26 protein-coding genes are annotated in these 20,980 nt (G+C 66.5%); 23 read left to right on the top strand and 3 right to left on the bottom strand.

Annotated features, from left to right (window positions below):
- Window positions 1-8: 8 nt before the first annotated feature.
- From ftsY to NNX35_RS06915, 7 genes are all read left to right on the top strand, one after another.
- On the top strand, window positions 9-1,196 hold the full coding sequence (ftsY, locus tag NNX35_RS06885; protein WP_255766538.1) for a signal recognition particle-docking protein FtsY: 1,188 nt from the start codon (window positions 9-11) through the stop codon (window positions 1,194-1,196).
- 210 nt (window positions 1,197-1,406) lie between these two features.
- Window positions 1,407-2,705 carry an ammonium transporter gene (locus NNX35_RS06890; protein ID WP_255867350.1) on the top strand — a complete coding sequence of 433 codons (1,299 nt, stop codon included), beginning with the start codon at window positions 1,407-1,409 and terminating at the stop codon, window positions 2,703-2,705.
- On the top strand, window positions 2,702-3,040 hold the full coding sequence (locus tag NNX35_RS06895; RefSeq protein WP_227923647.1) for a P-II family nitrogen regulator: 339 nt from the start codon (window positions 2,702-2,704) through the stop codon (window positions 3,038-3,040). Before NNX35_RS06890 ends, NNX35_RS06895 begins: the two co-directional genes overlap by 4 nt.
- A 173-nt stretch (window positions 3,041-3,213) precedes the next feature.
- Window positions 3,214-4,797, top strand: a complete 1,584-nt coding sequence (gene ffh, locus NNX35_RS06900) for a signal recognition particle protein (RefSeq protein WP_229951593.1) — start codon at window positions 3,214-3,216, stop codon at window positions 4,795-4,797.
- Window positions 4,798-4,913: 116 nt separating this feature from the next.
- Entirely contained in the window at window positions 4,914-5,462 is a 549-nt protein-coding gene (locus NNX35_RS06905; RefSeq protein ID WP_255867351.1) for an NUDIX domain-containing protein, read from the top strand.
- Window positions 5,463-5,470: 8 nt separating this feature from the next.
- The gene (locus NNX35_RS06910; RefSeq protein WP_255867352.1) at window positions 5,471-6,043 is read left to right on the top strand and encodes an alpha/beta fold hydrolase; all 573 of its coding nucleotides are present in this window, start codon (window positions 5,471-5,473) and stop codon (window positions 6,041-6,043) included.
- Between the two features lie 56 nt (window positions 6,044-6,099).
- Complete coding sequence (locus NNX35_RS06915; RefSeq protein ID WP_255867353.1) at window positions 6,100-6,591, top strand: GNAT family N-acetyltransferase; 492 nt, start codon at window positions 6,100-6,102, stop codon at window positions 6,589-6,591.
- Here the strand turns inward: NNX35_RS06915 and NNX35_RS06920 are convergent.
- The gene (locus tag NNX35_RS06920) at window positions 6,588-7,337 is read right to left on the bottom strand and encodes a hypothetical protein (RefSeq protein WP_255867354.1); all 750 of its coding nucleotides are present in this window, start codon (window positions 7,335-7,337) and stop codon (window positions 6,588-6,590) included. The genes NNX35_RS06915 and NNX35_RS06920 overlap by 4 nt on opposite strands.
- 347 nt (window positions 7,338-7,684) lie before the next feature.
- Here NNX35_RS06920 and NNX35_RS06925 point away from each other — a divergent pair, with 347 nt between their 5' ends.
- From NNX35_RS06925 to NNX35_RS06970, 10 genes are all read left to right on the top strand, one after another.
- Complete coding sequence (locus NNX35_RS06925) at window positions 7,685-8,566, top strand: VOC family protein (protein WP_255867355.1); 882 nt, start codon at window positions 7,685-7,687, stop codon at window positions 8,564-8,566.
- Between the two features lie 194 nt (window positions 8,567-8,760).
- Window positions 8,761-9,168, top strand: coding sequence for a 30S ribosomal protein S16 (rpsP, locus tag NNX35_RS06930; protein ID WP_255867356.1), 408 nt, complete (start codon window positions 8,761-8,763; stop codon window positions 9,166-9,168).
- Between the two features lies 1 nt (window position 9,169).
- Window positions 9,170-9,412, top strand: coding sequence for an RNA-binding protein (locus NNX35_RS06935; protein WP_255766526.1), 243 nt, complete (start codon window positions 9,170-9,172; stop codon window positions 9,410-9,412).
- 169 nt (window positions 9,413-9,581) lie between these two features.
- Window positions 9,582-10,145 (top strand): ribosome maturation factor RimM, encoded by a 564-nt coding sequence (gene rimM, locus NNX35_RS06940; protein ID WP_255766524.1) that lies wholly within the window; start codon window positions 9,582-9,584, stop codon window positions 10,143-10,145.
- Window positions 10,146-10,925 carry a tRNA (guanosine(37)-N1)-methyltransferase TrmD gene (trmD, locus tag NNX35_RS06945; protein WP_255867357.1) on the top strand — a complete coding sequence of 260 codons (780 nt, stop codon included), beginning with the start codon at window positions 10,146-10,148 and terminating at the stop codon, window positions 10,923-10,925.
- Window positions 10,926-11,164: 239 nt separating this feature from the next.
- The gene (rplS, locus tag NNX35_RS06950) at window positions 11,165-11,524 is read left to right on the top strand and encodes a 50S ribosomal protein L19 (protein ID WP_146364401.1); all 360 of its coding nucleotides are present in this window, start codon (window positions 11,165-11,167) and stop codon (window positions 11,522-11,524) included.
- A 5-nt stretch (window positions 11,525-11,529) separates the two neighbouring features.
- Window positions 11,530-12,240: a signal peptidase I gene (gene lepB / locus NNX35_RS06955; protein ID WP_255766522.1), complete on the top strand. Its 711-nt coding sequence runs from the start codon at window positions 11,530-11,532 to the stop codon at window positions 12,238-12,240.
- A gap of 11 nt (window positions 12,241-12,251) precedes the next feature.
- Entirely contained in the window at window positions 12,252-13,016 is a 765-nt protein-coding gene (gene lepB / locus NNX35_RS06960) for a signal peptidase I (protein WP_255766521.1), read from the top strand.
- Window positions 13,013-13,750, top strand: coding sequence for a ribonuclease HII (locus NNX35_RS06965; RefSeq protein ID WP_255867358.1), 738 nt, complete (start codon window positions 13,013-13,015; stop codon window positions 13,748-13,750). The genes lepB (NNX35_RS06960) and NNX35_RS06965 overlap by 4 nt, the downstream gene beginning before the upstream one ends.
- Before the next feature lie 7 nt (window positions 13,751-13,757).
- Window positions 13,758-14,078 carry a DUF2469 domain-containing protein gene (locus tag NNX35_RS06970; protein ID WP_227901490.1) on the top strand — a complete coding sequence of 107 codons (321 nt, stop codon included), beginning with the start codon at window positions 13,758-13,760 and terminating at the stop codon, window positions 14,076-14,078.
- Here NNX35_RS06970 and NNX35_RS06975 read toward each other — a convergent pair.
- Complete coding sequence (locus NNX35_RS06975) at window positions 14,050-14,640, bottom strand: GNAT family N-acetyltransferase (protein WP_255766516.1); 591 nt, start codon at window positions 14,638-14,640, stop codon at window positions 14,050-14,052. The genes NNX35_RS06970 and NNX35_RS06975 overlap by 29 nt on opposite strands.
- 43 nt (window positions 14,641-14,683) lie before the next feature.
- On the opposite strand from NNX35_RS06975, the gene NNX35_RS06980 reads away from it, so the two are divergent.
- Window positions 14,684-15,271 (top strand): 2'-5' RNA ligase family protein, encoded by a 588-nt coding sequence (locus NNX35_RS06980; protein ID WP_255867359.1) that lies wholly within the window; start codon window positions 14,684-14,686, stop codon window positions 15,269-15,271.
- 25 nt (window positions 15,272-15,296) lie between these two features.
- Here the strand turns inward: NNX35_RS06980 and NNX35_RS16170 are convergent, their stop codons facing one another.
- Window positions 15,297-16,202 carry an LPXTG cell wall anchor domain-containing protein gene (locus NNX35_RS16170; RefSeq protein WP_370646983.1) on the bottom strand — a complete coding sequence of 302 codons (906 nt, stop codon included), beginning with the start codon at window positions 16,200-16,202 and terminating at the stop codon, window positions 15,297-15,299.
- 211 nt (window positions 16,203-16,413) lie between these two features.
- Between NNX35_RS16170 and NNX35_RS06990 the strand changes: the two genes are divergently transcribed.
- From NNX35_RS06990 to NNX35_RS07010, 5 genes are all read left to right on the top strand, one after another.
- Window positions 16,414-17,148: an SDR family oxidoreductase gene (locus NNX35_RS06990; protein WP_255867360.1), complete on the top strand. Its 735-nt coding sequence runs from the start codon at window positions 16,414-16,416 to the stop codon at window positions 17,146-17,148.
- Window positions 17,149-17,247: 99 nt separating this feature from the next.
- Window positions 17,248-17,613, top strand: coding sequence for a YraN family protein (locus tag NNX35_RS06995; protein ID WP_255867361.1), 366 nt, complete (start codon window positions 17,248-17,250; stop codon window positions 17,611-17,613).
- Window positions 17,613-19,160 carry a YifB family Mg chelatase-like AAA ATPase gene (locus NNX35_RS07000; RefSeq protein ID WP_255867362.1) on the top strand — a complete coding sequence of 516 codons (1,548 nt, stop codon included), beginning with the start codon at window positions 17,613-17,615 and terminating at the stop codon, window positions 19,158-19,160. Before NNX35_RS06995 ends, NNX35_RS07000 begins: the two co-directional genes overlap by 1 nt.
- Entirely contained in the window at window positions 19,157-20,380 is a 1,224-nt protein-coding gene (gene dprA, locus NNX35_RS07005; protein ID WP_255867363.1) for a DNA-processing protein DprA, read from the top strand. Before NNX35_RS07000 ends, dprA begins: the two co-directional genes overlap by 4 nt.
- A gap of 46 nt (window positions 20,381-20,426) precedes the next feature.
- Window positions 20,427-20,954 (top strand): methylated-DNA--[protein]-cysteine S-methyltransferase, encoded by a 528-nt coding sequence (locus NNX35_RS07010; RefSeq protein ID WP_255867364.1) that lies wholly within the window; start codon window positions 20,427-20,429, stop codon window positions 20,952-20,954.
- Window positions 20,955-20,980: the final 26 nt, after the last annotated feature.

The following is a 20,980-nucleotide window of genomic DNA, read 5'->3' on the forward strand; positions in this document are numbered from 1 at the left end:
TTGGGAGCGTGAATGAGACCCTTTCGATAGTGATCTATGTCCTTGTTGCGATCGCCGTTGTCGGCTTCTCCGCGACACTGCTGGTACGGACCCGGCGTACACCCAAGAGCATGTACCCCACCCGCCGGGACGCCAACGATCCGGTCACGGGAACCGGCGGCGGCACCGACACCCTGGAGGCACCGCCGGGCGAGACCGACGTCGTCGTCCCGGATGACCTGCGCGACCTGGAGGAAGCCCCTGCCCCGCAGGCGCCGACCATCGAAACGCCCGAACCGGTGCAGGGCCGCCTGGCCCGGCTGCGGGCACGGCTGGCGAAATCCAACAACGCGCTGGGCAAGGCGCTGCTGGCACTGCTGTCCCGGGACACGATCGACGAAGACGTCTGGGACGAGATCGAGGAAACCCTCCTCCTTGCCGATCTGGGCACCGAACCCACCATGGAACTCGTGGACGCGCTGCGTCAGCGGGTCAAGGTCTCCGGCAGCCAGGATCCGCAGGAAGTCCATGCGATGCTGCGCGAGGAACTGATCAAGCTGGTGGATCCGTCCATGGACCGTTCCCTGGCAGTGACCCGCCACGCCGAGACCCCCGCCGTCGTCATGGTCGTGGGCGTCAACGGCGTCGGCAAGACCACCACCGTGGGCAAGCTGGCCCGCGTACTCGTCGCCGAAGACAAGGACGTGCTGCTGGGCGCTGCCGACACCTTCCGTGCCGCCGCCGCCGAACAGCTGGCCACCTGGGGACAGCGCGTAGGCGTGCCCACCGTGCGGTCCGAGATCGACGGCGCTGACCCCGCCTCCGTGGCGTTCGAAGCGGTCAAGGCCGGCATCGAGGGCGAAGTCGACGTGGTCCTGATTGACACCGCCGGACGGCTGCAGAACAAGGTCGGCCTGATGGACGAGCTCGGCAAGGTCAAGCGCGTCATCGAAAAGCAGGCCGCCGTGGACGAGGTCCTGCTGGTCCTGGATGCCACCACCGGCCAGAACGGACTGACCCAGGCGAAGGTTTTCGCCGAGGTCGTCAACATCTCCGGCATCGTCCTGACCAAGCTGGACGGCACCGCCAAGGGCGGCATCGTCGTCGCCATCCAGCGGACCCTGGGCGTGCCCGTGAAGCTCGTGGGACTGGGTGAAGGTGCCGACGACCTGGCACCGTTCGAAGCGGAGAGCTTCGTGGACGCACTGCTGAGCTAGGCGGCCTCCCGAACCCAAAGCCCCGTTTCCCGCAAGGGAGGCGGGGCTTTTGCGTGTCCGGAAACGTTTCCGAAATGTCGTTGTCACGATCCTTTTACCTCAGCGCCCGGTTTGTAACCTCCCGGCAACACCTCCGGGTCCGGACGGAAATCTGGCCCCGGCAGAGTTCGTTGTGCGGGAGATGCCCGCCATATGTGAAGGGACGTGAAGATGGATCTGTCAGCAGGTCACGTCTGGGTAATGGTTTCGGCGGCGCTTGTGCTGCTTATGACGCCGGGTGTGGCATTTTTCTACGGCGGCATGACCCGCGCCAAGGCCGCGTTGAACATGATGATGATGAGCTTCGTCTCGATCGGGCTCATCGGCGTGGTCTGGATCCTCTGGGGCTTCTCCATGACCGGCGGGGACGGTATCGCCGGACTGTTCGGCAGCCCCTTCACCTCCTTCGGGCTGAAAGACATCCTCGGCTCCGAGGACCTCATCACCGCCGGCTACGGGGCCACGTTCGCCATTATCACCGTTGCCCTGATCAGCGGCGCGGTGGCCGACCGGACCAAGTTCGGCGCCTGGGCGGTGTTCGTACCGGTCTGGGTGACCCTGGTCTACTGCCCGCTGGCGTTCATGGTCTGGGGCGGCGGACTCCTCGGTGCCGAAGGGGCCGTGGGTTCGGTGGTCGGTGAAGCCATCGACTTCGCCGGCGGCACCGTGGTCCATATCAATGCAGGCGTGGCCGGACTGGTCCTGGCCCTGATCCTCGGCAAGCGGAAGGGCTTCGGGAAGGACCCCAACCAGCGTCCGCACAACATCCCGTTCGTGATGCTCGGTGCCACGCTGCTCTGGTTCGGGTGGTTCGGCTTCAACGGCGGCGCCGCGGGCACTGCCGAGGAAGCGGGATTGATCTGGATCAACACCCTCGCCGCTCCGGCCGCAGCGATGCTCGGCTGGCTGCTGACCGAACGGCTGCGCGACGGCCGCGCGACGTCGCTCGGAGCCGCCTCCGGCGTCGTGGCAGGACTCGTGGCCATCACCCCGGCCTGCGCCAACGTCAGCCCGCTCGCCGCGGTGGGGCTCGGCCTGGTCTCCGGTGCCCTGTCCGCCCTCGCCGTCGGACTCAAATACCGGTTCGGCTATGACGACTCACTCGACGTCGTCGGCGTGCACCTCGTCGCCGGCCTTGCGGGCACCCTGGCCCTGGGCTTCATTGCCCTGCCGGTCGACGGCGCGGGCGGGGGCCTGTTCTACGGCGGAGGTTTGGGCCAGCTCGGCGCCCAGGCAGCAGCCGCGGCAGTGGCCATTGTCTTCTCCGGCGTCCTGACGCTGATTATCGGGCTGGCGATCCACAAGACCATGGGCTTCCGGATCTCGGAGGAGGACGAAATCAACGGCGTGGACCTGAGCGAACATGCCGAAACCGCCTACGAATTCGGCGGACTCGGCACCGGCGGCTCCTTCAGCCCCTTCCAGGACACGGCACGTGCCACCACAACCAAGGAGACGGTCAACTCATGAAACTCGTAACCGCTATTGTCCGGCCGGAAAAGCTTGACGCCGTCCGGGGAAGCCTGGAGAGCTACGGGGTCCAGGGCCTGACGGTAAGCTCCGCCAACGGGTACGGCCGCCAGCGCGGCCACACCGAGGTCTACCGCGGCGCCGAATACACCGTGGATCTGCTGCCCAAGGTCCGGGTGGAGATCCTGGTGGCCAATGACTGGGTCAACGACATTGTGGATGTCCTGGTTTCCACGGCCAACACGGGCCAGGCCGGCGACGGCAAGGTCTGGGTGGTGAACGTGGAGGAAGCCCTGCGGGTCCGGACGGGGGAGCGGGGGGACTCGGCGCTCTAACGCCCCGGCGCGAAAGGAACCTACCGCCCGGCTGGTGCTCCAGCCGGGCGGTCCGGCGATCCGGCGAAGCCATCCGCCAGGGCAGGAGGGGCGAATAGCGGGAGTGGCTTGGTACCCTTAACAGCTGGGCCTGCCAAACATGGCGAAGAACTGACGAAAGAAGTGCGCGGCACGTGTTCAATTCACTGTCTGACCGGTTGACTTCAACCTTCAAGAATCTCCGCGGCAAGGGCCGGCTCACCGAGGCCGACGTCGATGCCACCGTTCGCGAGATCCGCCGCGCCCTGCTGGACGCCGACGTCGCCGTTCCGGTGGTGCGCGCCTTCACCGCTTCCGTCAAGGAACGCGCCCTCGGCCTGGAGGTTTCGCAGGCGCTGAACCCGGGCCAGCAGGTCGTCAAGATCGTCAACGAGGAGCTCAAGGGCATCCTCGGCGGCGAGACCCGCCGGCTGCGCCTGGCGAAGAACCCGCCCACGGTCATCATGCTCGCGGGCCTGCAGGGTGCCGGTAAGACCACCCTCGCCGGCAAGCTCTCCAAGCACCTGAAGTCCCAGGGCCACAGCCCGCTGCTGGTCGCAGCGGACCTGCAGCGACCCAACGCCGTCCGCCAGCTGCAGGTCAACGGCGAACGCGCCGGCGTCCCCGTCTACGCACCGCACCCCGGTGTTTCCTCCGAGTTCGAGGCAGCCACCGGCGACCCGGTCGCCGTCGCCCGCCAGGGCATCGAGGAAGCACGCACCAAGCTTTACGACGTCGTCATTGTCGATACCGCCGGCCGCTTGGGCGTGGATGCCGAACTGATGCAGCAGGCCGCGGACATCCGCGCCGCGATCAACCCGGACGAAGTCCTGTTCGTCATTGACGCCATGATCGGCCAGGACGCCGTGAACACGGCGCAGGCCTTCAATGAGGGCGTCAACTTCACCGGCGTGGTCCTCACCAAGCTCGACGGCGATGCCCGCGGCGGTGCCGCACTGTCCGTGGCGTCGGTGACCGGCAAGCCCATCATGTTCGCCTCCACCGGCGAGGGCCTGACCGACTTCGAGGTCTTCCACCCGGACCGCATGGCCAGCCGCATCCTGGACCTCGGCGACGTCCTGACCCTGATCGAGCAGGCCGAGCAGAGCTGGGACAAGGACGAAGCCAACCGGATGGCGAAGAAGTTCGCCGACCAGGAAGACTTCACCCTCGACGACTTCCTCGCCCAGATGCAGCAGATCCGCAAGATGGGCTCCATGAAGAAGATGCTCATGATGATGCCCGGCGCCGCCGGCATGCGTGAGCAGCTGGAGAACTTCGACGAACGCGAAATCGACCGGGTGGAAGCGATTGTCCGCTCCATGACCCCGCACGAGCGGGTAGCACCCAAGATCATCAACGGATCCCGGCGCGCCCGCATCGCCCGCGGTTCCGGCGTCCACGTCTCCGAGGTCAACGGCCTGCTCGAGCGTTTCGTGCAGGCGCAGAAGATGATGAAGAAGATGGCTGCCGGCGGCGGCATTCCGGGCATGCCCGGCATGGCAGGACCCGGCGGGTTCGGCGGTGCGCGCAAGAAGCAGCAGGCAGCCAAGGGCAAGAAGAAGGCCAAGTCGGGCAACCCGGCCAAGGCCGCCCAGGAACGGGCAGAGGCGGAGGCCCGGCGTGCCGGAGCCCGGCAGGCCCTGCCCACCGGCAGTGCGTTCGGCGGCCAGGAGGCGGACTTCGACCCGTCCTCGCTGAACCTGCCCAAGGGCTTCGACAAGTTCCTCGGTAAGTAGGGCCTGTACCGCACCCCGCACAACGCCGGACTCGGAGTCCGGCGTTGTGTGTTTAATGGCGGATGCGCGCCTTCACGGCGCAGCGCCGAAGTTCGGCAGCAGAGGAAGGGACCAGCATGGCGGCACAGGGGCTGAGCGGCTTTTACGGGTCGGTCTTCCGACGCAGCATCACCGTACGGGTCCTGATCCGCACCAGCGACGGCCGCGTGCTGATGCTGCGTAACGGCAACGCCTGGGAGCTGCCGGGAGGAGTGGTGAAGGGCGGGGAGGATCCACGCTCCGCCGCCCGCCGCATTGCCCGTGCAACCCTGGATCCCGAGTTCAATGTCGGCCGCGTGCTGGTGCTGGACTACGTGCAGGGCACCCAGGGACAGGCGGACTCGATCGATTTCCTGTTCGACGGCGGCATATTGTCCACGTCCGTGACGTCCTTTACCGGAGCAGGCGGGGAGTGGGAGGCCGGATTCATTCCCCTGGCGGATTGCGGTTCGGGACTGGACGAGGGGCATGGCGGGGAGTGGGGAGCCGCGCTGGAAGCACTGGAACTGGGCACCATGGTGGAACTCGTGAACGGTGCACCTGTTTCCGCGGGGCCGGTCGCCGTGCCGTCGCTCCGCAGGATGATGCCGCCGCTGGAGGGCTTCTCCGGAATTCTTGGACATTAGGAGTGGGTTTGCCTCGGGAACGAGTGGTGTTTGTGCACGGCGCCGGCAGTTTCGGCGCGGCCGCCTGGCCCCGGCAGCACGGGCTCGCCCTCGACTATGACTGCCTGTTCCTTCGGCGCCACGGCTATGACGCCGTCGCCGATCCGCTGCCTCCGGACCTGGAAGCGGACATCGCCCTGATCCGGAAGGAACTGGCCGACGGAGGGCACCTGGTGGCGCATGCGGCCGGTGCGGTTCCGGCCATGCTGGCGGCACTCCGCGATCCGGCTCGGGTCTTTTCCCTGGTCCTGTGTGAGCCTGCGGTCTTCTCCCTGACCCGCGACCTGCCGGCCACGACGGCTCACCGCAACCTGCTGCAGCCCCTCTTTGACGACGCTCCGCTGGACATTGTCCCGGGTGTCCCCACGCTGGTCCTTACCGGCGGATGGGAACCGCTGTATGAAGAGGTGGCGGATTTCCTGGTCTCGACGGGAGCCGAGCACCGGCAGGTCGGCGGGAACCACCGTCCGCAGGACACGGATGCCGGGCGGCAGGCGATCCGGGAGTTCCTGGCCTCTGTCAGCCGGATGCCGGCCAGCTGATGGGTGGACCGTCCATCCGGAGCGCCGGCCCCGAAGATCTTCCCGTCCTCCCCGCGTTGGAGCAAGCATCCGACACGCTGCTGGACGGGATGCTGCCCGCAGGCTCCGGGAAGCTGCCGCCGCCGGCCACCGTTCCGGAGCTCGCAGCTTCCCTCCACATTCTGGTTGCGGGCAATCCGCCCGTGGGATTCGCCCGCCTGAAGGAGGTTGACGGACAGGCCCACCTGGAGCAGCTTTCGGTACACCCCGGTGCCGCCGGGGCGGGAGTGGGACGGGCGCTGGTGGAGGCTGCCCTCGGCTGGGCGCGGCAGCGGGGCTACACCTCGCTGACGCTGTGCACCTTTGCCGAGGTGCCGTTCAACGCCCCGTTCTACGCCAGCTGCGGCTTCGAGATCGTGACCCATCCCGTCGGCGGGCTTGCCGCACTCCGGACCCACGAAAGGCAGCTCGGCCTGGATGCCCTGGGGGAGCGGGTCGCCATGCGCCGGGACCTGCTCAAGCGGCAGGGCCCGGCGTCCCGGCCGCCGTCGTCGTCCGGGACACCCTAGGCGAAGGATTCGGCCAGCCCCAGGGGCAGCTTTGCCCGCCAGTACTGCCGTGCCAGCAGCACCCCGAGGACCATGGGCACGGCGCCGATGGCCAGGAGGATCACCAGGGCAGCGGGGTGGTCGTAGGCCAGGGCGGGCAGCGAGGCGCCGACGAATGCTCCTCCGAGTCCTCCGAGCCACAGGTCGAAGCGCCAGCGGAACGTGAGCCAGCGCCAGATTCCGCGCTGCGGCTCATCCAGCCGGAGGTTATCGGCGGCAGCCAGCGCCAGATAGTGCTGTTTCTTGAGGTGGGAGACGAGAAGGGTGCCGGCGATTGCCGCCGCGAGGCCGCCGTAGAGCACCAGATTGACCCAGACCTGGTCCCGCACCACGTCGCTGACGGTCTCCGGCCAGCCGTCCCCAAGGGACAGCACGACAGGAACTGGAATAAGGACGATCCAGAAGGCCAGCGCCGCACCCAGCCACGCCAGATGGGCCCGTGGGGAGAGATAGGTGTTGACGGAGACGACCGTTCCGCCCTCCAGGCCTTTGGGGGTCGTCGTGCTCACTTGGCCGCGCAGGACCCGTCCGGTGAAGATGAAGCACATCGCGAGCAGGAACAGAACCCCGGGGACGGAGGAAAGGACGGCGAGTTCGTCGATCTCGGAAGAGGAGAGGGGGAGGAGCCCTTCCGGAACCGGGACGTCATCATCCCACGACGACGGATTGTAGGTATTGGAGAAGACGAACAGGTTCAAGGCCACCATGGCCACGCCGAGCCCGCCAACACGACGCCGATGCCGGTGACGACCCCCAGCACTCTGCGCTTTGTTCTTCCGCCGGACGGTTTCCTGCTTCCGCCGGACGGTTTCCGCTTTCGTTGGACCGTTGACTGGCTCATCCCCGTTCCAGCCCAATGTCGTAGTCGGCGAGTATCCGGTTGTGTCGCTTTGCGCCCAGCATGCGGATTCCCCCATTTGTATTTGTCCGCGGCCGATTGCCGAGCCGACGGTAACAGGCATCAAGGAACCGGACAATGGGCCCTTGCATTGTCACCGCCTTCGCCCTGGGCAGGAGACTTGGGATTAGATGAAGCTTCAAGTAAACTCATTGCATGAACCTTCAAGTAAATGACCTGCTGCCCGCCGATCTCGCCATGGGCACGGTCATGCTCAAGGTGGGCGACCTCGCAAAGGTCTCTGCCTACTACCGCGGTGCCCTCGGCCTGGAGGTAGTGGCGGAGGCTGACGGCGGCCAGTATCTGGGGCGGGGAAGCGTCCCGGTGGTGCATCTGGCGCCGGCGCCCGGATTGCAGGTGGCCACCCGCGGCGAGGCAGGACTGTTCCACACCGCCGTCCTCTTCGAAACCCAGGCCGACCTTGCTGCCACCGTTGCCTCCGCGGCCCGGTATGACCCGTCGGCCTTTGCCGGTTCCGCGGACCACCTCGTCAGCGAGGCGTTCTACCTCACCGATCCTGAAGGCAACGGCATCGAGCTCTACTATGACAAGCCGCGCGAAACCTGGGGCTGGGACCGGACGGAGACCGGCAAGGAAGTGCGGATGGCGTCATTGCCGCTGTCTCCGCAGGCCTACTTCCGCGAGCACCTCACCGAAGCGGCACTGGATGGACTCCAGGCCGCCGATGCCGCCGTCGGGCACGTTCACCTGCAGGTAGGCGACACGGAAACCGCTGCCGCGTTCTACATCGATACACTCGGCTTTGAGCGGACGGCCGGTTTCCACGGGCAGGCACTCTTTGTCTCCGCCGGCGGCTACCACCACCACATGGCGATGAACGTCTGGAACAGCCGCGGCGCCGGACCGCGCCGCGACACGCTGGGCCTGGGCGAGGTGCTGATTACCGTTCCAACCGCCGACGACGTTGCCGGGCTTGCGGACCGCCTTCGGGTTGCCGGAATTTCCAGCCACTCCACCGGGGCCGAGCTGCGTTTCGAGGACCCGTGGCGGAACCGGCTGCGTGTTGCCGCCGGCTGAAAATCCGCTGATATCCGCTGCGGCCGCGCGAGTCGCAAAAGATGAAGTCATCTGGCACAATGGTCTGGTACTCGATCTGCGCGGGCCCTCTCTCCGTGCATGCATCTTGTCCTTTTGAACCCCAACGTTATGGCCCGCCCCACGGGAGCAGAAGTACGGGTTCGCCCCATTTCAGATCAGGAGTGACCACAAAAGTGGCCGTAAAGATTCGCCTTAAGCGCCTTGGCAAGAAGTTCTCAGCACACTACCGCGTTGTTGTCATGGATTCCCGTGCCAAGCGCGATGGCCGTGCCATCGAAGAAATCGGACTTTACCGTCCGACCGAAGAGCCGTCGTACATCGACATCAAGTCGGACCGTGCGCAGTACTGGCTCGGCGTCGGCGCCCAGCCCACCGAGCAGGTCGCAGCACTGCTGAAGATCACCGGTGACTGGCAGAAGTTCAAGAACATCGACGGCCAGGAAGGTACCCTGCGTACCAAGGCCCCGAAGGAGCCCTTCGTGGTTCCCGAAAAGAAGTCCGTGATTGTCCCCGAGGCCATCACCCCGAAGGTCAAGAAGGAAGAGGCTCCCGAGGCCTCCACCGAGGCTGAGGCAGAGTAACTTGCTCGCTGAAGCGCTGGAGCACCTCGTGCGCGGAATCGTTGACAGTCCTGAGGACGTCAAGGTTTCCGCCAAGAGCAACCGCCGTGGGGAAACCCTCGAGGTTCGGGTTCACCAGGACGACCTCGGCCGGGTCATCGGCAGGCAGGGACGGACCGCACGCGCACTGCGCACGGTCATCGCAGCCCTTGCCGACGGTGAGCAGGTCCGAGTGGACGTAGTGGACACGGACCGGCGCCGCTGATCTGAAAATGATCACCGACGGCGCAGCGGAAGCGAACAGTTCTTCACTGCAGTACCGGAAGTAAAGCAGTACACAGGATCCGGCCCCGACACCAGATAATGGTGAAGGGGCCGGATTTTTTTCAGGCGCCGGCCAATCCAGGCGACGAAAACCCCATAGAGGAGAATCCATGCAGTTACAGGTGGCACGCATCGGCAAGCCGCACGGCATCCGCGGTGAAGTGACCGTCCAGGTGCTGACCGACGCACCCGAGGACCGCTTTGTCCCGGGCACCGAGCTCACCGTAGAGCCGGCCGCCAAGGGCCCGCTGACGGTGATCAGTGCGCGTTGGAACAAGGACATCCTGCTGCTGGGCTTCGAAGAAATCACGGACCGCAACGGCGCAGAGGAACTGCGCGGCGTGAAGCTGTTCATCGACACCGAAACGGTGGACGAGGACGACGACGACGAGGGCTGGTACGAGCACGAACTGGTGGGCCTGAAGGCACGGGTAGGCGACGACGTCGTCGGCACCGTCAGCGGCCTGCGCACCCTCACCGTCCAGGACCTGCTGGTGGTCGAGGACGGCCGCGGCGAGGAAATCCTCGTACCGTTCGTCGAGGCCATTGTCCCCGAAGTGAATATCGAAGACGGCTATGTCCTGCTCACTCCGCCGGAGGGGCTCTTCGAGCTGAATAAGCCCGAAGACAAAAAGGACGCAGCCCCGGCCGACACGAAGGAAGCCGGACAGTAAGTGCGCATCGACGTCGTCAGTATTTTCCCGGAGTACCTGGCAGCCCTTGAGCTGTCCCTGATCGGCAAGGCCCGGCAGGAAGGCCTGCTGGACCTGGCCGTGCATGACCTGCGGGAGTTCACCACAGACCGGCACCGTACCGTGGATGACACCCCCTACGGCGGGGGAGCGGGCATGGTTATGAAGCCCGAGCCCTGGGCCGCCGCACTGGACGCGGTTGCGGGCGACGGCGACGAGCGGCCGGTCCTGATCGTCCCCTCGCCGGCCGGTGCAGTCTTCACGCAGGCCATGGCCTACGAGCTGGCCGAGGAGAAGCACCTCGTCTTCGCCTGCGGCCGCTACGAAGGAATCGACGAGCGGGTGCTGGAATGGGCCGGGGAACGCTTTGACGTCCGTCCCGTCAGCCTCGGAGACTACGTGCTCAACGGCGGGGAGGTCGCGGTGCTGGCCATGGTCGAGGCCGTAGGCAGGCTGGTGCCCGGCGTCGTCGGGAATCCCGAGTCCCTTGTCGAGGAATCCCACTCGGACGGGCTGCTGGAATACCCGGTCTATACCAAGCCCTCGGCCTGGCGCGATCGTGCCGTCCCGGAGGTCCTGCTCAGCGGCAACCACGGCAAGATCGCCCGGTTCCGGCGGGACGAACAGCTGCGGCGCACCGCGGCACGCCGGCCCGATCTGATCGAAAAGCTCGACGCCGCTTCGCTGGACAAGGCCGACCGGGCCACTTTGGCGGCGCTGGGCTACGAAATCCGTGACGGCAGGGTCTGCCCGCCCGCCTGACGGCAGCGCCGGATTGGTGCCGTTCGGATGCGTATGGCAAAATGGGGAGTTGTGTCATCTGGGTCCGTACCTGCCACAGGGGGGACGCGGCCAACAGATACGTACACACCGGCATTCCACCCTCGGTCCTGCCGGTCTACTAACTTCGACAGCATCCGTGCAGCCCGCATTTTGGGGGCGCATTCTTGCTGCCGTTACCAAAGTGAATGACCTGTGGCGTTCACCAGGAGTGATAAACAATGCACATCCTAGATTCTGTTGACGCAGCTTCCCTGCGTACGGACATCCCCGAGTTCCGCGCCGGTGACACGGTCAAGGTTCACGTAAACATCATCGAAGGCAAGAACACCCGTGTTCAGGTCTTCCAGGGCTTCGTGCTCAAGCGCCAGGGCGACGGCCTCCGCGCGACCTTCACGGTCCGCAAGGTCAGCTTCGGCGTCGGCGTGGAGCGTACCTTCCCGGTACACTCCCCGGTCATCGACAAGCTCGAGGTTGTCTCCAAGGGCGACGTCCGCCGCGCGAAGCTGTACTACATGCGCGATCTGCGCGGCAAGGCAGCCAAGATCAAGGAAAAGCGCGACTTCCGTCCCGCCAAGTAACTTACTTGACTGCAGCATCCGCCTCCGGGGGTCCCTCCGCGAAGCACACGAAACGCCGGCCCCGGTTTGTGGGCTGGCGTTTTGTGCTATGTGCTCTCGCCGCGGCCGTGATCCTGGCCGCCCTCGTGCGGGCGTTCCTGTTCGACGTTTTCTACATCCCCTCGGATTCCATGCAGCCGTTGCTGGAACCCGGTGACCGGATCCTGGTCTCCCGCACCGCCTATGATTCGGCTGACATCCGGCGCGGCGATGTGGTGGTGTTCGACGGCCGGGGCTCGCTGGCGCCGCTGCACAGCGGGCGTCCGGCAGTGGCCGACGCCGCGGTCACCGTGGGGCGCTGGGTCGGGCTGGCCGGCAGCGACACCGTTTACGTGAAACGGGTCATCGGTGTGGCGGGGGACAGGGTGAGCTGCTGCACGGACGGGGATCCGCGGATAACCATCAACGGAACTCCCGTGGACGAGCCGTACGTTTACTCTGGAGACGCTCCCAGCGACCACGGGTTCGACGTCGTCGTTCCCGAAGGCAGGCTGTGGCTGATGGGGGACCACCGGTCCGTTTCGGCGGATTCCCGGTCCCTGCTGGGAGCTCCCGGCGGCGGCCTGATCTCCACGGAACGGGTGATCGGACAGGCCCAGCGAATTCTTTGGCCGCTCGAGCGCGGCACCAATATTGACCGGCTATCCTTAGGAGCCGAGTGGAACACGGAGAAATAAGAGGAAACGCAATGTCGCAGCAACCGGACCAGTCCCCTGACGGGACGCCCGGCTCCGGGGAGCAGCGGGACCACGCAGCGCACTCGGCCGCACCGAAGGAAAAGAAACGCGGTTTCGGCGCCTGGCTGCGTGAAGTCCTCACGATCGTGGTGATAGCCCTGGTGCTGTCCTTCCTGATCAAGACCTTCCTTTTCCGGGCGTTTTACATCCCCTCGGGGTCCATGGAAGAGACGCTGGAAATCAACGACCGGATTTTCGTGAACCTTCTGGTCCCTGAACCGATGGACCTGAACCGCGGCGACGTCGTGGTCTTCAAGGACACCAAGGGCTGGCTGCCGCAGACCGCGGAGAAGGCAACGAATCCGATCCGCGAGGGCCTGACCTTTGTTGGCCTGCTTCCTGACGAGTCCCAGCAGCACCTGGTCAAGCGTGTCATCGGCACCGAAGGCGACCATGTGGTCTGCTGCGATGCCAACGGCAGGATCACCGTAAACGGCGAACCCTTGGACGAGCCCTACCTGTACCCCGGCGCCGCGCCCTCCGACATCCCCTTTGACGTGGTTGTCCCCGAGGGCAAGGTCTGGGTGATGGGGGACCACCGCAATGCCTCTGCCGATTCCCGCGAACACCAATACGGTGAGGGCGGCGGTTTCGTAGACGTGGCGGACATTGAGGGCAAGGCCGTAGTGACGGCCTGGCCGCTGAACCGCGTCGGCGGGGTTGACGACTATTCGGAAGTCTTCGAGGATGTCCCGGAACCGAGCGGCAGCAAGTGAGTTCCACGGCGAAGCCACCGACCCTTCGGTATGAGCGCACGTTCGCTGCCTCCGGGCACCGGATCCTGGCCGGCTGCGACGAAGTAGGCCGCGGCGCCCTGGCCGGACCGGTGTCCGTAGGGATGGTGGCCGTGGACCTGGCTACCGTGCGCTCCCTCAAGGGAGTGCGGGACAGCAAGCTGCTTTCCGTGGCGGACCGGAACGCGCTGGTTCCGCAGATCAGGAAATGGGCCCTGGCCTGGGGTGTGGGCCATGCCAGTGCGGCGGAGATCGACCTGCACGGGCTGACCGTCGCCCTTCGCCTGGCCGGAACGCGCGCCTGGGACCAGGTGTGCTCAACCCTGCGTCCCGACGTCGTACTCCTGGACGGCAACTACAACTGGCTCTCGCCCGAGCGGCAGGGCAGCCTGTTCGACGATCCGGATGAACCGGCACCGGGATGCACCGCACCCGTGCACACCCGGATCAAGGCGGACATGCAGTGCCTGAGCGTGGCCGCCGCCAGCGTGCTGGCGAAGGTGGAACGCGACGCCATGATGGTAGAGTTTGCCGCTTCGAACCCGCACTATTCGTGGGAGATCAACAAGGGTTATGCCACCGAGTCGCACCGCGCGGCCATCGACGTCCACGGACCAACGCCGCTGCACCGCATGTCCTGGCGGCTGGGCTCCAAGCCCCGCCCGGGGGAACCGTTGCTGGAACTGGAAGACGACTTGAGCACAGTTGGGGGATGATAGGAACATGAGCGCCGAAGACCTTGAGAACTATGAAACGGACATGGAGCTCCAGCTGTACCGGGAGTACCGCGACGTCGTAGGCCTCTTCAGCTACGTGGTGGAAACCGAGCGGCGCTTTTACCTGGCCAACCACGTGGACCTGCAGGCCCGGTCCGCCGACGGCGAGATCTACTTCGACCTCACGCTGCAGGACGCGTGGGTCTGGGACGTCTACCGGTCCGCCCGGTTCGTCAAAAGCGTGCGGGTGATCACCTTCAAGGACGTCAACGTGGAGGAATTGACCCGCAACGACGACCTCACACTGCCGAAGGCCGACGAACTGTAGCTTCCGCCCCTGCCTTCGCCCAGCTGACGGATGGGCTCCTTGGGTCATTCCGGGCGAGGCTGGAAATCCATCCCTCAACCATTGTTCCGCGGTGGTTCAGCAGATACGGCACCGCGATCGGCGGCGGGAAACCGCAGCGCCAGACGGTCTTATAGCTGCCGGTGTTTCCCGCATTCGCCTTCCATGTGACCACGTCCCAGTCCAGGTCCTCGAAGGCGTGCCCCACTGCCAGCCGGACCGCGCGGGACATCAGGCCGCGGCCCCGGTATTCCGGCGACGTGACGAAGCCCAGCGAACCGGAGGCTGCACCTTCGAAGCGCAGGTCGATGGTGCCTGCATAGCTGCCGCCGACGTCGAGCGCCCAGGACACGGCGTTTTCCTGCGGCACCGAGATGGCGGCCAGGTACTGCTGCGCCATCTCCGGCGTGTAGCCCAGCGGAATGGTGGTCCACTGGACCGACACGGGGTCGATGCAGCGTGCATACACAGCATCGAGGTCGGCGGCGGCGTGCGGACGGAGCAGGAGGATGTCGTCGCTGAGCAGCGGGATCGCGAAAGCCATCCCGACAGCCTAGCGGGTGTAATCCGGGCCTAGACTTAGCGGCATGCCCGAGTCCCGGCGCGGCTTCGACGCCAACCTCCGCCTGTACGCACAAATGCAGCCCGACGGTCCGTCACTGGCACACCTGCTGTCCCTGCAGCAGTCGCTGCCGGCCGGCACGCGGCTGGTGCCGCGGCAGCAGCTGCACCTGACGCTGATCCACTTCGGGAAGGTGCTGGACGTGCACCGGGCCGTCAATGCCCAGACCGGTATTTCATGTTCCGCCTACGAGCAGCTGCTCGCCGGGTACGTTGCCCGGACCGAGGCGCTGCTGCCCGCGGTTTCCTTCCGGCTGGAGCCGGCGGGGTTTGCCGGGTTCGGTACGCGCGGCTCGACCTTGGTAGTGGAATACCTGCCGACGCCGGAACTCGCCTTGCTGCATCGGGACCTGTACGCCGAGCTGGTTGGTTTTCTCGGCGCCGCCGGCATTCGGGACGCCGCGGCCTTCATGGCCGGTAATCCGAACTTCATGCATGCCGGGACCCTGCGCCCGCACATCTCCCTGGCGCGGGGGTTTGCGGGCGCCCTGCCTTCCCTGCCGCTGGAATCCGTGACGCTGCAGCCGATGCCGGTGGTGTACCCCGGGCACTGACGGCATCCGGGGTACACCTTTGGGCTTAGGCTTTCCTGCGGCGGGCAATGACCACCAGTACCGCTCCCACAGCCAGAATGGCTGCGCCGGCCGCGGCAAGCCACGTTCCGCCGGCACCCGTGTGGGCGAGCCCGGCATCGGGAACGCGGGGGCTGGGGTTGCCGGCAACCTGGATCCCGGGGTCCGTGGTGCCCGGGGCCGGCGGGGTGCTGCCCGGGGCAGGAGTGGTGCTGTTCGAACCGGGCGGGGTTACCGAACCTGCCGGGGTTTCCGACGGAGTGGCTGCCGGTGTCGGCGTGACCGCACCTGCCGGGGGCCTGGACGGGGTGTCCGTAGGGGTCGGCGTCGGCTTCTGGGACGGGGTGTCCGTGGGGGTGGGCGTCGGCGTCGACGTGGGAGGGGGATTAGTAGGCTCCGGTGTCGGTGTCGGTGTCGGCGTCGGCGTGGAAGCGCAATCGGGAACCGTCATCACCTCCTCGAGCTCCTGATGCTGGGAGGCCTTTAGCTTCGGGTTCCCGGGGAAGGGCTCGGGATAAAGGAGGTTCTTCGGCCACTCATAAGTGCCTTCGAACTCGAGTACGTCTTGCTGGACGGCCCAGCCGGGACCGCATACCTCGAATGGAACCAAGGGGACCAGGGACGTTACATCGGTGAACCACTGGTGTCCGGGCTGCTTGGCCAGGAAGGTTTGTTTTCCCGAGTTCTCCCAGGCGGCCGGCTTCTGCGCGTCTACCTTCCGGTACAAGTAGATTCCTGTTTCCGTCACGGAAACCTCCGCCGAGGGAGACCCACTCGGCGACGTGGTTGGGACAGTGTCCCCGGTCGCCGGCGCGGCGGTGGCCAAAGCCGGTGCACCGGTGACGATCGACAGCCCCGCTAAGGCTGCAAATCCTGCCACGACAGCGGTTGTATTTCGCTTGCGGTTTTGCATGATGTCCTTTTTGTGAGTCGAACATGGGCGTTAGCGTCGCTATCCTGTCCGGGCCGTCTCAGCGTTCCCCTACGGAATGACGCAGTTTCCCGACAAGACCCGCTCAAATTCCGGTCGGGCGTCTCATCTGCCCTTGGCGATATGGCATCGCTGGTGTATCCCGGAAGTTGAAAACGCCGAGGTCCTGCCCACGACCAGCGAGGAGAGCGTTATGGATACTGCGGGACGGGTTGCCCTGGTAACCGGAGGATCCGGCGGGATCGGAGCGGCCGTGGTCCGACGGCTCGCGTTGAACGGCTATTCGGTGGGTGTGCACTACGCGCGGAACCGGGCGACAGCGGACGGTGTTGTTGCCGACATTGCCGCCGAGGGCGGACGTGCCTTGGCCGTGGGCGGAGACGTGGGGGACGAGACCGCGATGGCCGCCGCGTTCGACGCCGTCGAGACAGCGTTCGGCGGCCTGGACGTGGTCGTCAATACCGCAGGCATCATGCTCCTTGCCCCGATCGCCGAGCTGGAACTGGCGGACCTGGACCGGATGCACCACACGAATATCCGGGGAACGTTCGTGGTCTCGCAGCAGGCGGCCCGCCGGGTCCGTCCGGGTGGAGCGATCATCAACTTTTCGACCACCGTCCGGCGCACCCAATACCCCGGCTACGGCGCCTATGTGGCCAGCAAAGCTGCAGTGGAAGGGATGACGCTGATCCTGGCGCGGGAACTGCGGGGACGGGACATCACGGTCAACGCGGTGGCGCCCGGGCCGACAGCGACGGCGTTGTTCCTGGACGGAAAGGACGAGGCCACCGTCGAGCGGCTGGCCGAGGCGGCGCCGCCAGGGCGCCTGGGCCAGCCCGAAGACATCGCCGAAACCGTTGCCTTCCTTGCCGGGCCGGGTCGCTGGGTCAACGGCCAGGTGGTCTACGCCAACGGGGGACTGGCCTGACCTTCTGCTCCTCCACACTCAGGTTCCGGTGCACGGCGGCGGAATCCTTCTCCACACGGCTGTGTCCTGCTGTGCCCGGTCCGTCCGGTTTGAGCCAACGTGGTGGACATGAAAGCCAAAGACATCCTGGGAAGCCGCGGAGAAGAACTGGCGGCGCGGTACCTGACCGACGCCGGGCTTCGCATCATCGACCGGAACTGGCGGTGTCCCGAGGGCGAGATCGACCTGGTCGCCGTGGACGGCGCCACCCTGGTGGTGGTCGAAGTGAAAACGCGCTCCTCGCTGGACTTCGGACACCCCTTCGAAGCGATCGGGCAGGATAAGGTCGTCCGCCTCTACCAGCTGGCAGGGGCCTGGGCCCGGGCCAACAGCCGCTACTTCACCCACCGCCGGATCGACGCAGTCTCGATTGTCGACGACGGCGCCAATCCGCCCGTCGTGGAGCACCTGCGGGGAATCTCCTGATGGGGCTCGGACGGACCTACGGGGTAGGGCTGGTCGGCCTGCAGGGCAGGATCGTCGAGATTGAAGCCGACATCGGCCAGTCCCTTCCGTCCTTTATCCTGCTGGGGCTGCCGGACGCCTCCCTTAATGAGGCGCGCGACCGGGTGAAGTCGGCGGCAAAAAACGCCGGGCTGCCGCTGAGCCGGCGCCGCATCACGGTCAACCTGATGCCTGCGGATGTACCGAAGCACGGCTCCGGCTTCGACCTGGCCATAGCCGTGGCTGCACTCTGCGCCGGCGGTGTCCTGCGCAGCCCGGGCCGCTGCATCTTCCTGGCGGAACTCGGGCTGGATAGCCGGCTTCGGCCGATCCGGGGCATACTTCCGGCTGTTATGGCCGCGGTTGCCGCCGGCTACACGGACTTTGCCGTGGCGGCGGAGAACGCAGAGGAAGCTGCACTGGTGCCTGCCGCCCGCGTCCGGGGATACTCCTGCCTGGCCGAGGTGGCCGCCGACCTCGGCGCCGACGCCGAGCAGCTTAGTTTTCCACTGCCGGTGGCCCGTACCGGCGAAGATCCCGACCACGAAGAGTGCCCGGCTGAATCCCGGATTCCCGACCTTGCGGACGTGGCGGGGCAGGCAGAGGCCCGCTTCGCCGTCGAAGTGGCTGCAGCAGGAGCACACCATCTGTTGATGACCGGGCCGCCGGGCGCCGGAAAGACCATGCTGGCTGAGCGGTTGCCCGGCATCCTGCCGAACCTTTCCGATGACCAGGCAATGGAAGTCACCGCCATTCACTCCCTCGCCTGGCAGGGACGCCCCTGCCGCCAGCTGCTCCGTCGACCGCCGTTCGAAAGTCCGCACCACACCGCGTCCACGGCAGCGGTAATCGGCGGCGGTTCAGGAATCCCGCGACCCGGCGCTGCCTCCCGTGCCCACCGCGGCGTGTTGTTCCTCGATGAGGCGCCCGAGTATGAGAGACGGGTCCTGGACGGCTTGCGCCAACCGCTTGAGAGCGGCGAGCTTGTCCTGCACCGGGCAGCGGGTACAGCCGTGTATCCGGCACGCTTCCAGCTCGTCCTTGCCGCCAATCCCTGTCCCTGCGGACTCGCAACCGGCAAGGGAATCGAGTGCACCTGCACCTCCACACAGCGGCGCCGGTACTTCAGCCGGCTCTCCGGTCCGCTGCTGGATCGGGTGGACCTGCAGCTGTCCGTGCAGCGGGTCTCCCTGGTCGACTACTTCGCCGCAGAGCCTGCGGAGGCCAGCTCCACGGTGGCGGCACGCGTGCTGGAGGCGCGGCGGCTCCAACGGGAGCGGCTTCAACCGCTGGGATGCGAAACCAATGCCGAAGTTCCCGGCACCTTGCTGCGGGACAGCCTGCGGCCGCCGAGCAAAGCAACGTCGGCCCTGGACCGGGCCATGGACCGCCAGCTCCTGACGGCCCGGGGCTACGACCGGGTATTGCGGGTGGCCTGGACCGTCGCCGATCTTGCCGGGCACGGAAGCCCGGACGCCGACGACGTCGGGCAGGCCCTCGCTTTCCGCCGGCAGGGAGCGGCGGCATGAGTAATGACGAGGTGCTGGTCGCACGGGCGGCGTTGTCCAGGCTGTTCGAACCTTCAGATACCGTGGGCCTGGCACTCGTGGCGGCCGCCGGTCCGGTCCAGGCGCTGCAGATCGCCACCGGAGCGGCGGGCACGCCTCCGGATCTCGCCGCCGAAACGTCACGCTTTCCATCCCCGGGCAGCGGCCAGGGAAGCGCCCTGGCAGAGGGACTGAAAAGGTGGGCCCCGCGGGTAGCGGACCTTGCGCCGGACCGGGACCTGGACGCGATCCGCCGTCTGGGTGGGGAACTCCTTGTGCCGGAGGATCCCCGTTGGCCCGAGTCATTGCGCCACCTGCAGCAGGAAATGCCGTTGTGTCTCTGGGTACGGGGAGACCTGGAGCGGGGCCTGCCGGAACTGGACCGGACCGTGGCAGTAGTGGGTTCCCGGGACGCGACCGGATACGGGCTGTCCATAGCGGGGGACCTTGCAGCGGGGCTGGCCAACCGCGGGTACACCGTTGTCTCCGGAGGCGCCTACGGAATCGATGCCCAGGCACATCGTGCCGCGCTCGCAGCTGCATCCGCTGATGCCCCGGCCACGCTAGCGGTCATGGCGTGCGGTGCGGACCGGTTCTACCCGGCCGGCAACGAGGACCTGCTTCGCGCCGTCGCGGAGCGCGGGCTGCTGCTGTCCGAAGTGCCGCCGGGATCTGCCCCCACCCGGTGGAGATTCCTGCAACGGAACCGGATCATCGCTGCGCTGAGCGCCGTCACCGTGGTGGTGGAGGCCCGCTGGAGATCCGGAGCACTGAACACTGCCCACCATGCCGCCGGGTTAGGGCGGGAAGTCGGTGCCGTGCCGGGCTCCGTGTACTCAGCCAACTCTGCCGGATGCCACCGGCTGCTGCGCGACGGAAGTGCAGTCTGCGTGACCGATGCCCGGGAAGTGGTGGAGCTGGCCGGGCCGCTCCGTGATGTCCCGCCGGGAGAGCCGGGCGATCCGGACAGCCGGGCAGGGGACAGCCGGGCAGGAGGCCGCCGGGCAGATCACGACGGGCTGCCCGTGGAGGATTTGCTGCTGTTGGATGCGCTGCCGGTGCGCAGCGGAACGACCACCGAGAAACTGGCTACCGTCGCGGGGCTTTCCCTGCAAGGGGTGCGCGCCGGGCTGGCGCGGCTGGAATTGGAAGGACTGGCCATACGGTCCGAAGGAGACCAGTGGCGTCGCGGCCGGCGTTAGCAGCATCGACATTTCGACTATCCGCACAACCAGGAAGGACGTCATCATGATCACTCACAAGATAGTCACCTCGCCGGTAGGGGTACTCACCCTCGTCGCTATGGACGGACTCCTGTCCAAGGTCCGGCTGGGGCCGCCCGCTGCGCCGGCAGGGGCAGGGACACCGTACGGCATTGCGGCCGAAGACGGCTTCGAGGATGTCGAACGTCAACTGACGGAGTACTTCGAGGGCCGGCGCTGCTGCATCAGCGTGGATACCAATCCCCAGGGGACCGAGTTCCAGCGCAGGGTATGGGAGCAGGTCTCGGGCATCGCCTACGGCAGGACGGCAAGCTACAAGCAGCTGGCGGTCCTGCTGGGTGACGCGGCCAAGGCCCGAAGCGTGGGAGCAGCATTGGCCCATAACCCGTTGAATCTGGTGGTGCCCACCCACCGCGTGGTGGGGTCCCGCGGCGCGTTGACGGGATACTCGGGCGGCGTCGATGCGAAACGGTACCTGCTGGAACTCGAGCAGGCCCCGCAGACAGAACACCTGCGGCGCAACTGCCTGCGTGCCGACAGCGTGCCTGCTTGAACGGCGGCGGCAAAGAGAGAACAGTA

The organism is Arthrobacter sp. zg-Y844 (assembly GCF_024385465.1).
Classification (GTDB): domain Bacteria; phylum Actinomycetota; class Actinomycetes; order Actinomycetales; family Micrococcaceae; genus Arthrobacter_B.

Coding starts and splice junctions, on each gene's coding strand:
- NNX35_RS06890 (WP_255867350.1), top strand. CDS start 1,407: ATGGATCTGTCAGCAGGTCACGTCTGGGTAATGGTTTCGGCGGCGCTT.
- NNX35_RS06895 (WP_227923647.1), top strand. CDS start 2,702: ATGAAACTCGTAACCGCTATTGTCCGGCCGGAAAAGCTTGACGCCGTC.
- NNX35_RS06905 (WP_255867351.1), top strand. CDS start 4,914: ATGGCGGCACAGGGGCTGAGCGGCTTTTACGGGTCGGTCTTCCGACGC.
- NNX35_RS06920 (WP_255867354.1), bottom strand. CDS start 7,337: ATGGTGGCCTTGAACCTGTTCGTCTTCTCCAATACCTACAATCCGTCG.
- NNX35_RS06925 (WP_255867355.1), top strand. CDS start 7,685: ATGAACCTTCAAGTAAATGACCTGCTGCCCGCCGATCTCGCCATGGGC.
- rimM (WP_255766524.1), top strand. CDS start 9,582: ATGCAGTTACAGGTGGCACGCATCGGCAAGCCGCACGGCATCCGCGGT.
- rplS (WP_146364401.1), top strand. CDS start 11,165: ATGCACATCCTAGATTCTGTTGACGCAGCTTCCCTGCGTACGGACATC.
- lepB (WP_255766521.1), top strand. CDS start 12,252: ATGTCGCAGCAACCGGACCAGTCCCCTGACGGGACGCCCGGCTCCGGG.
- NNX35_RS06970 (WP_227901490.1), top strand. CDS start 13,758: ATGAGCGCCGAAGACCTTGAGAACTATGAAACGGACATGGAGCTCCAG.
- NNX35_RS06975 (WP_255766516.1), bottom strand. CDS start 14,640: ATGGCTTTCGCGATCCCGCTGCTCAGCGACGACATCCTCCTGCTCCGT.
- NNX35_RS06980 (WP_255867359.1), top strand. CDS start 14,684: ATGCCCGAGTCCCGGCGCGGCTTCGACGCCAACCTCCGCCTGTACGCA.
- NNX35_RS16170 (WP_370646983.1), bottom strand. CDS start 16,202: ATGCAAAACCGCAAGCGAAATACAACCGCTGTCGTGGCAGGATTTGCA.
- NNX35_RS06990 (WP_255867360.1), top strand. CDS start 16,414: ATGGATACTGCGGGACGGGTTGCCCTGGTAACCGGAGGATCCGGCGGG.
- NNX35_RS07000 (WP_255867362.1), top strand. CDS start 17,613: ATGGGGCTCGGACGGACCTACGGGGTAGGGCTGGTCGGCCTGCAGGGC.
- dprA (WP_255867363.1), top strand. CDS start 19,157: ATGAGTAATGACGAGGTGCTGGTCGCACGGGCGGCGTTGTCCAGGCTG.
- NNX35_RS07010 (WP_255867364.1), top strand. CDS start 20,427: ATGATCACTCACAAGATAGTCACCTCGCCGGTAGGGGTACTCACCCTC.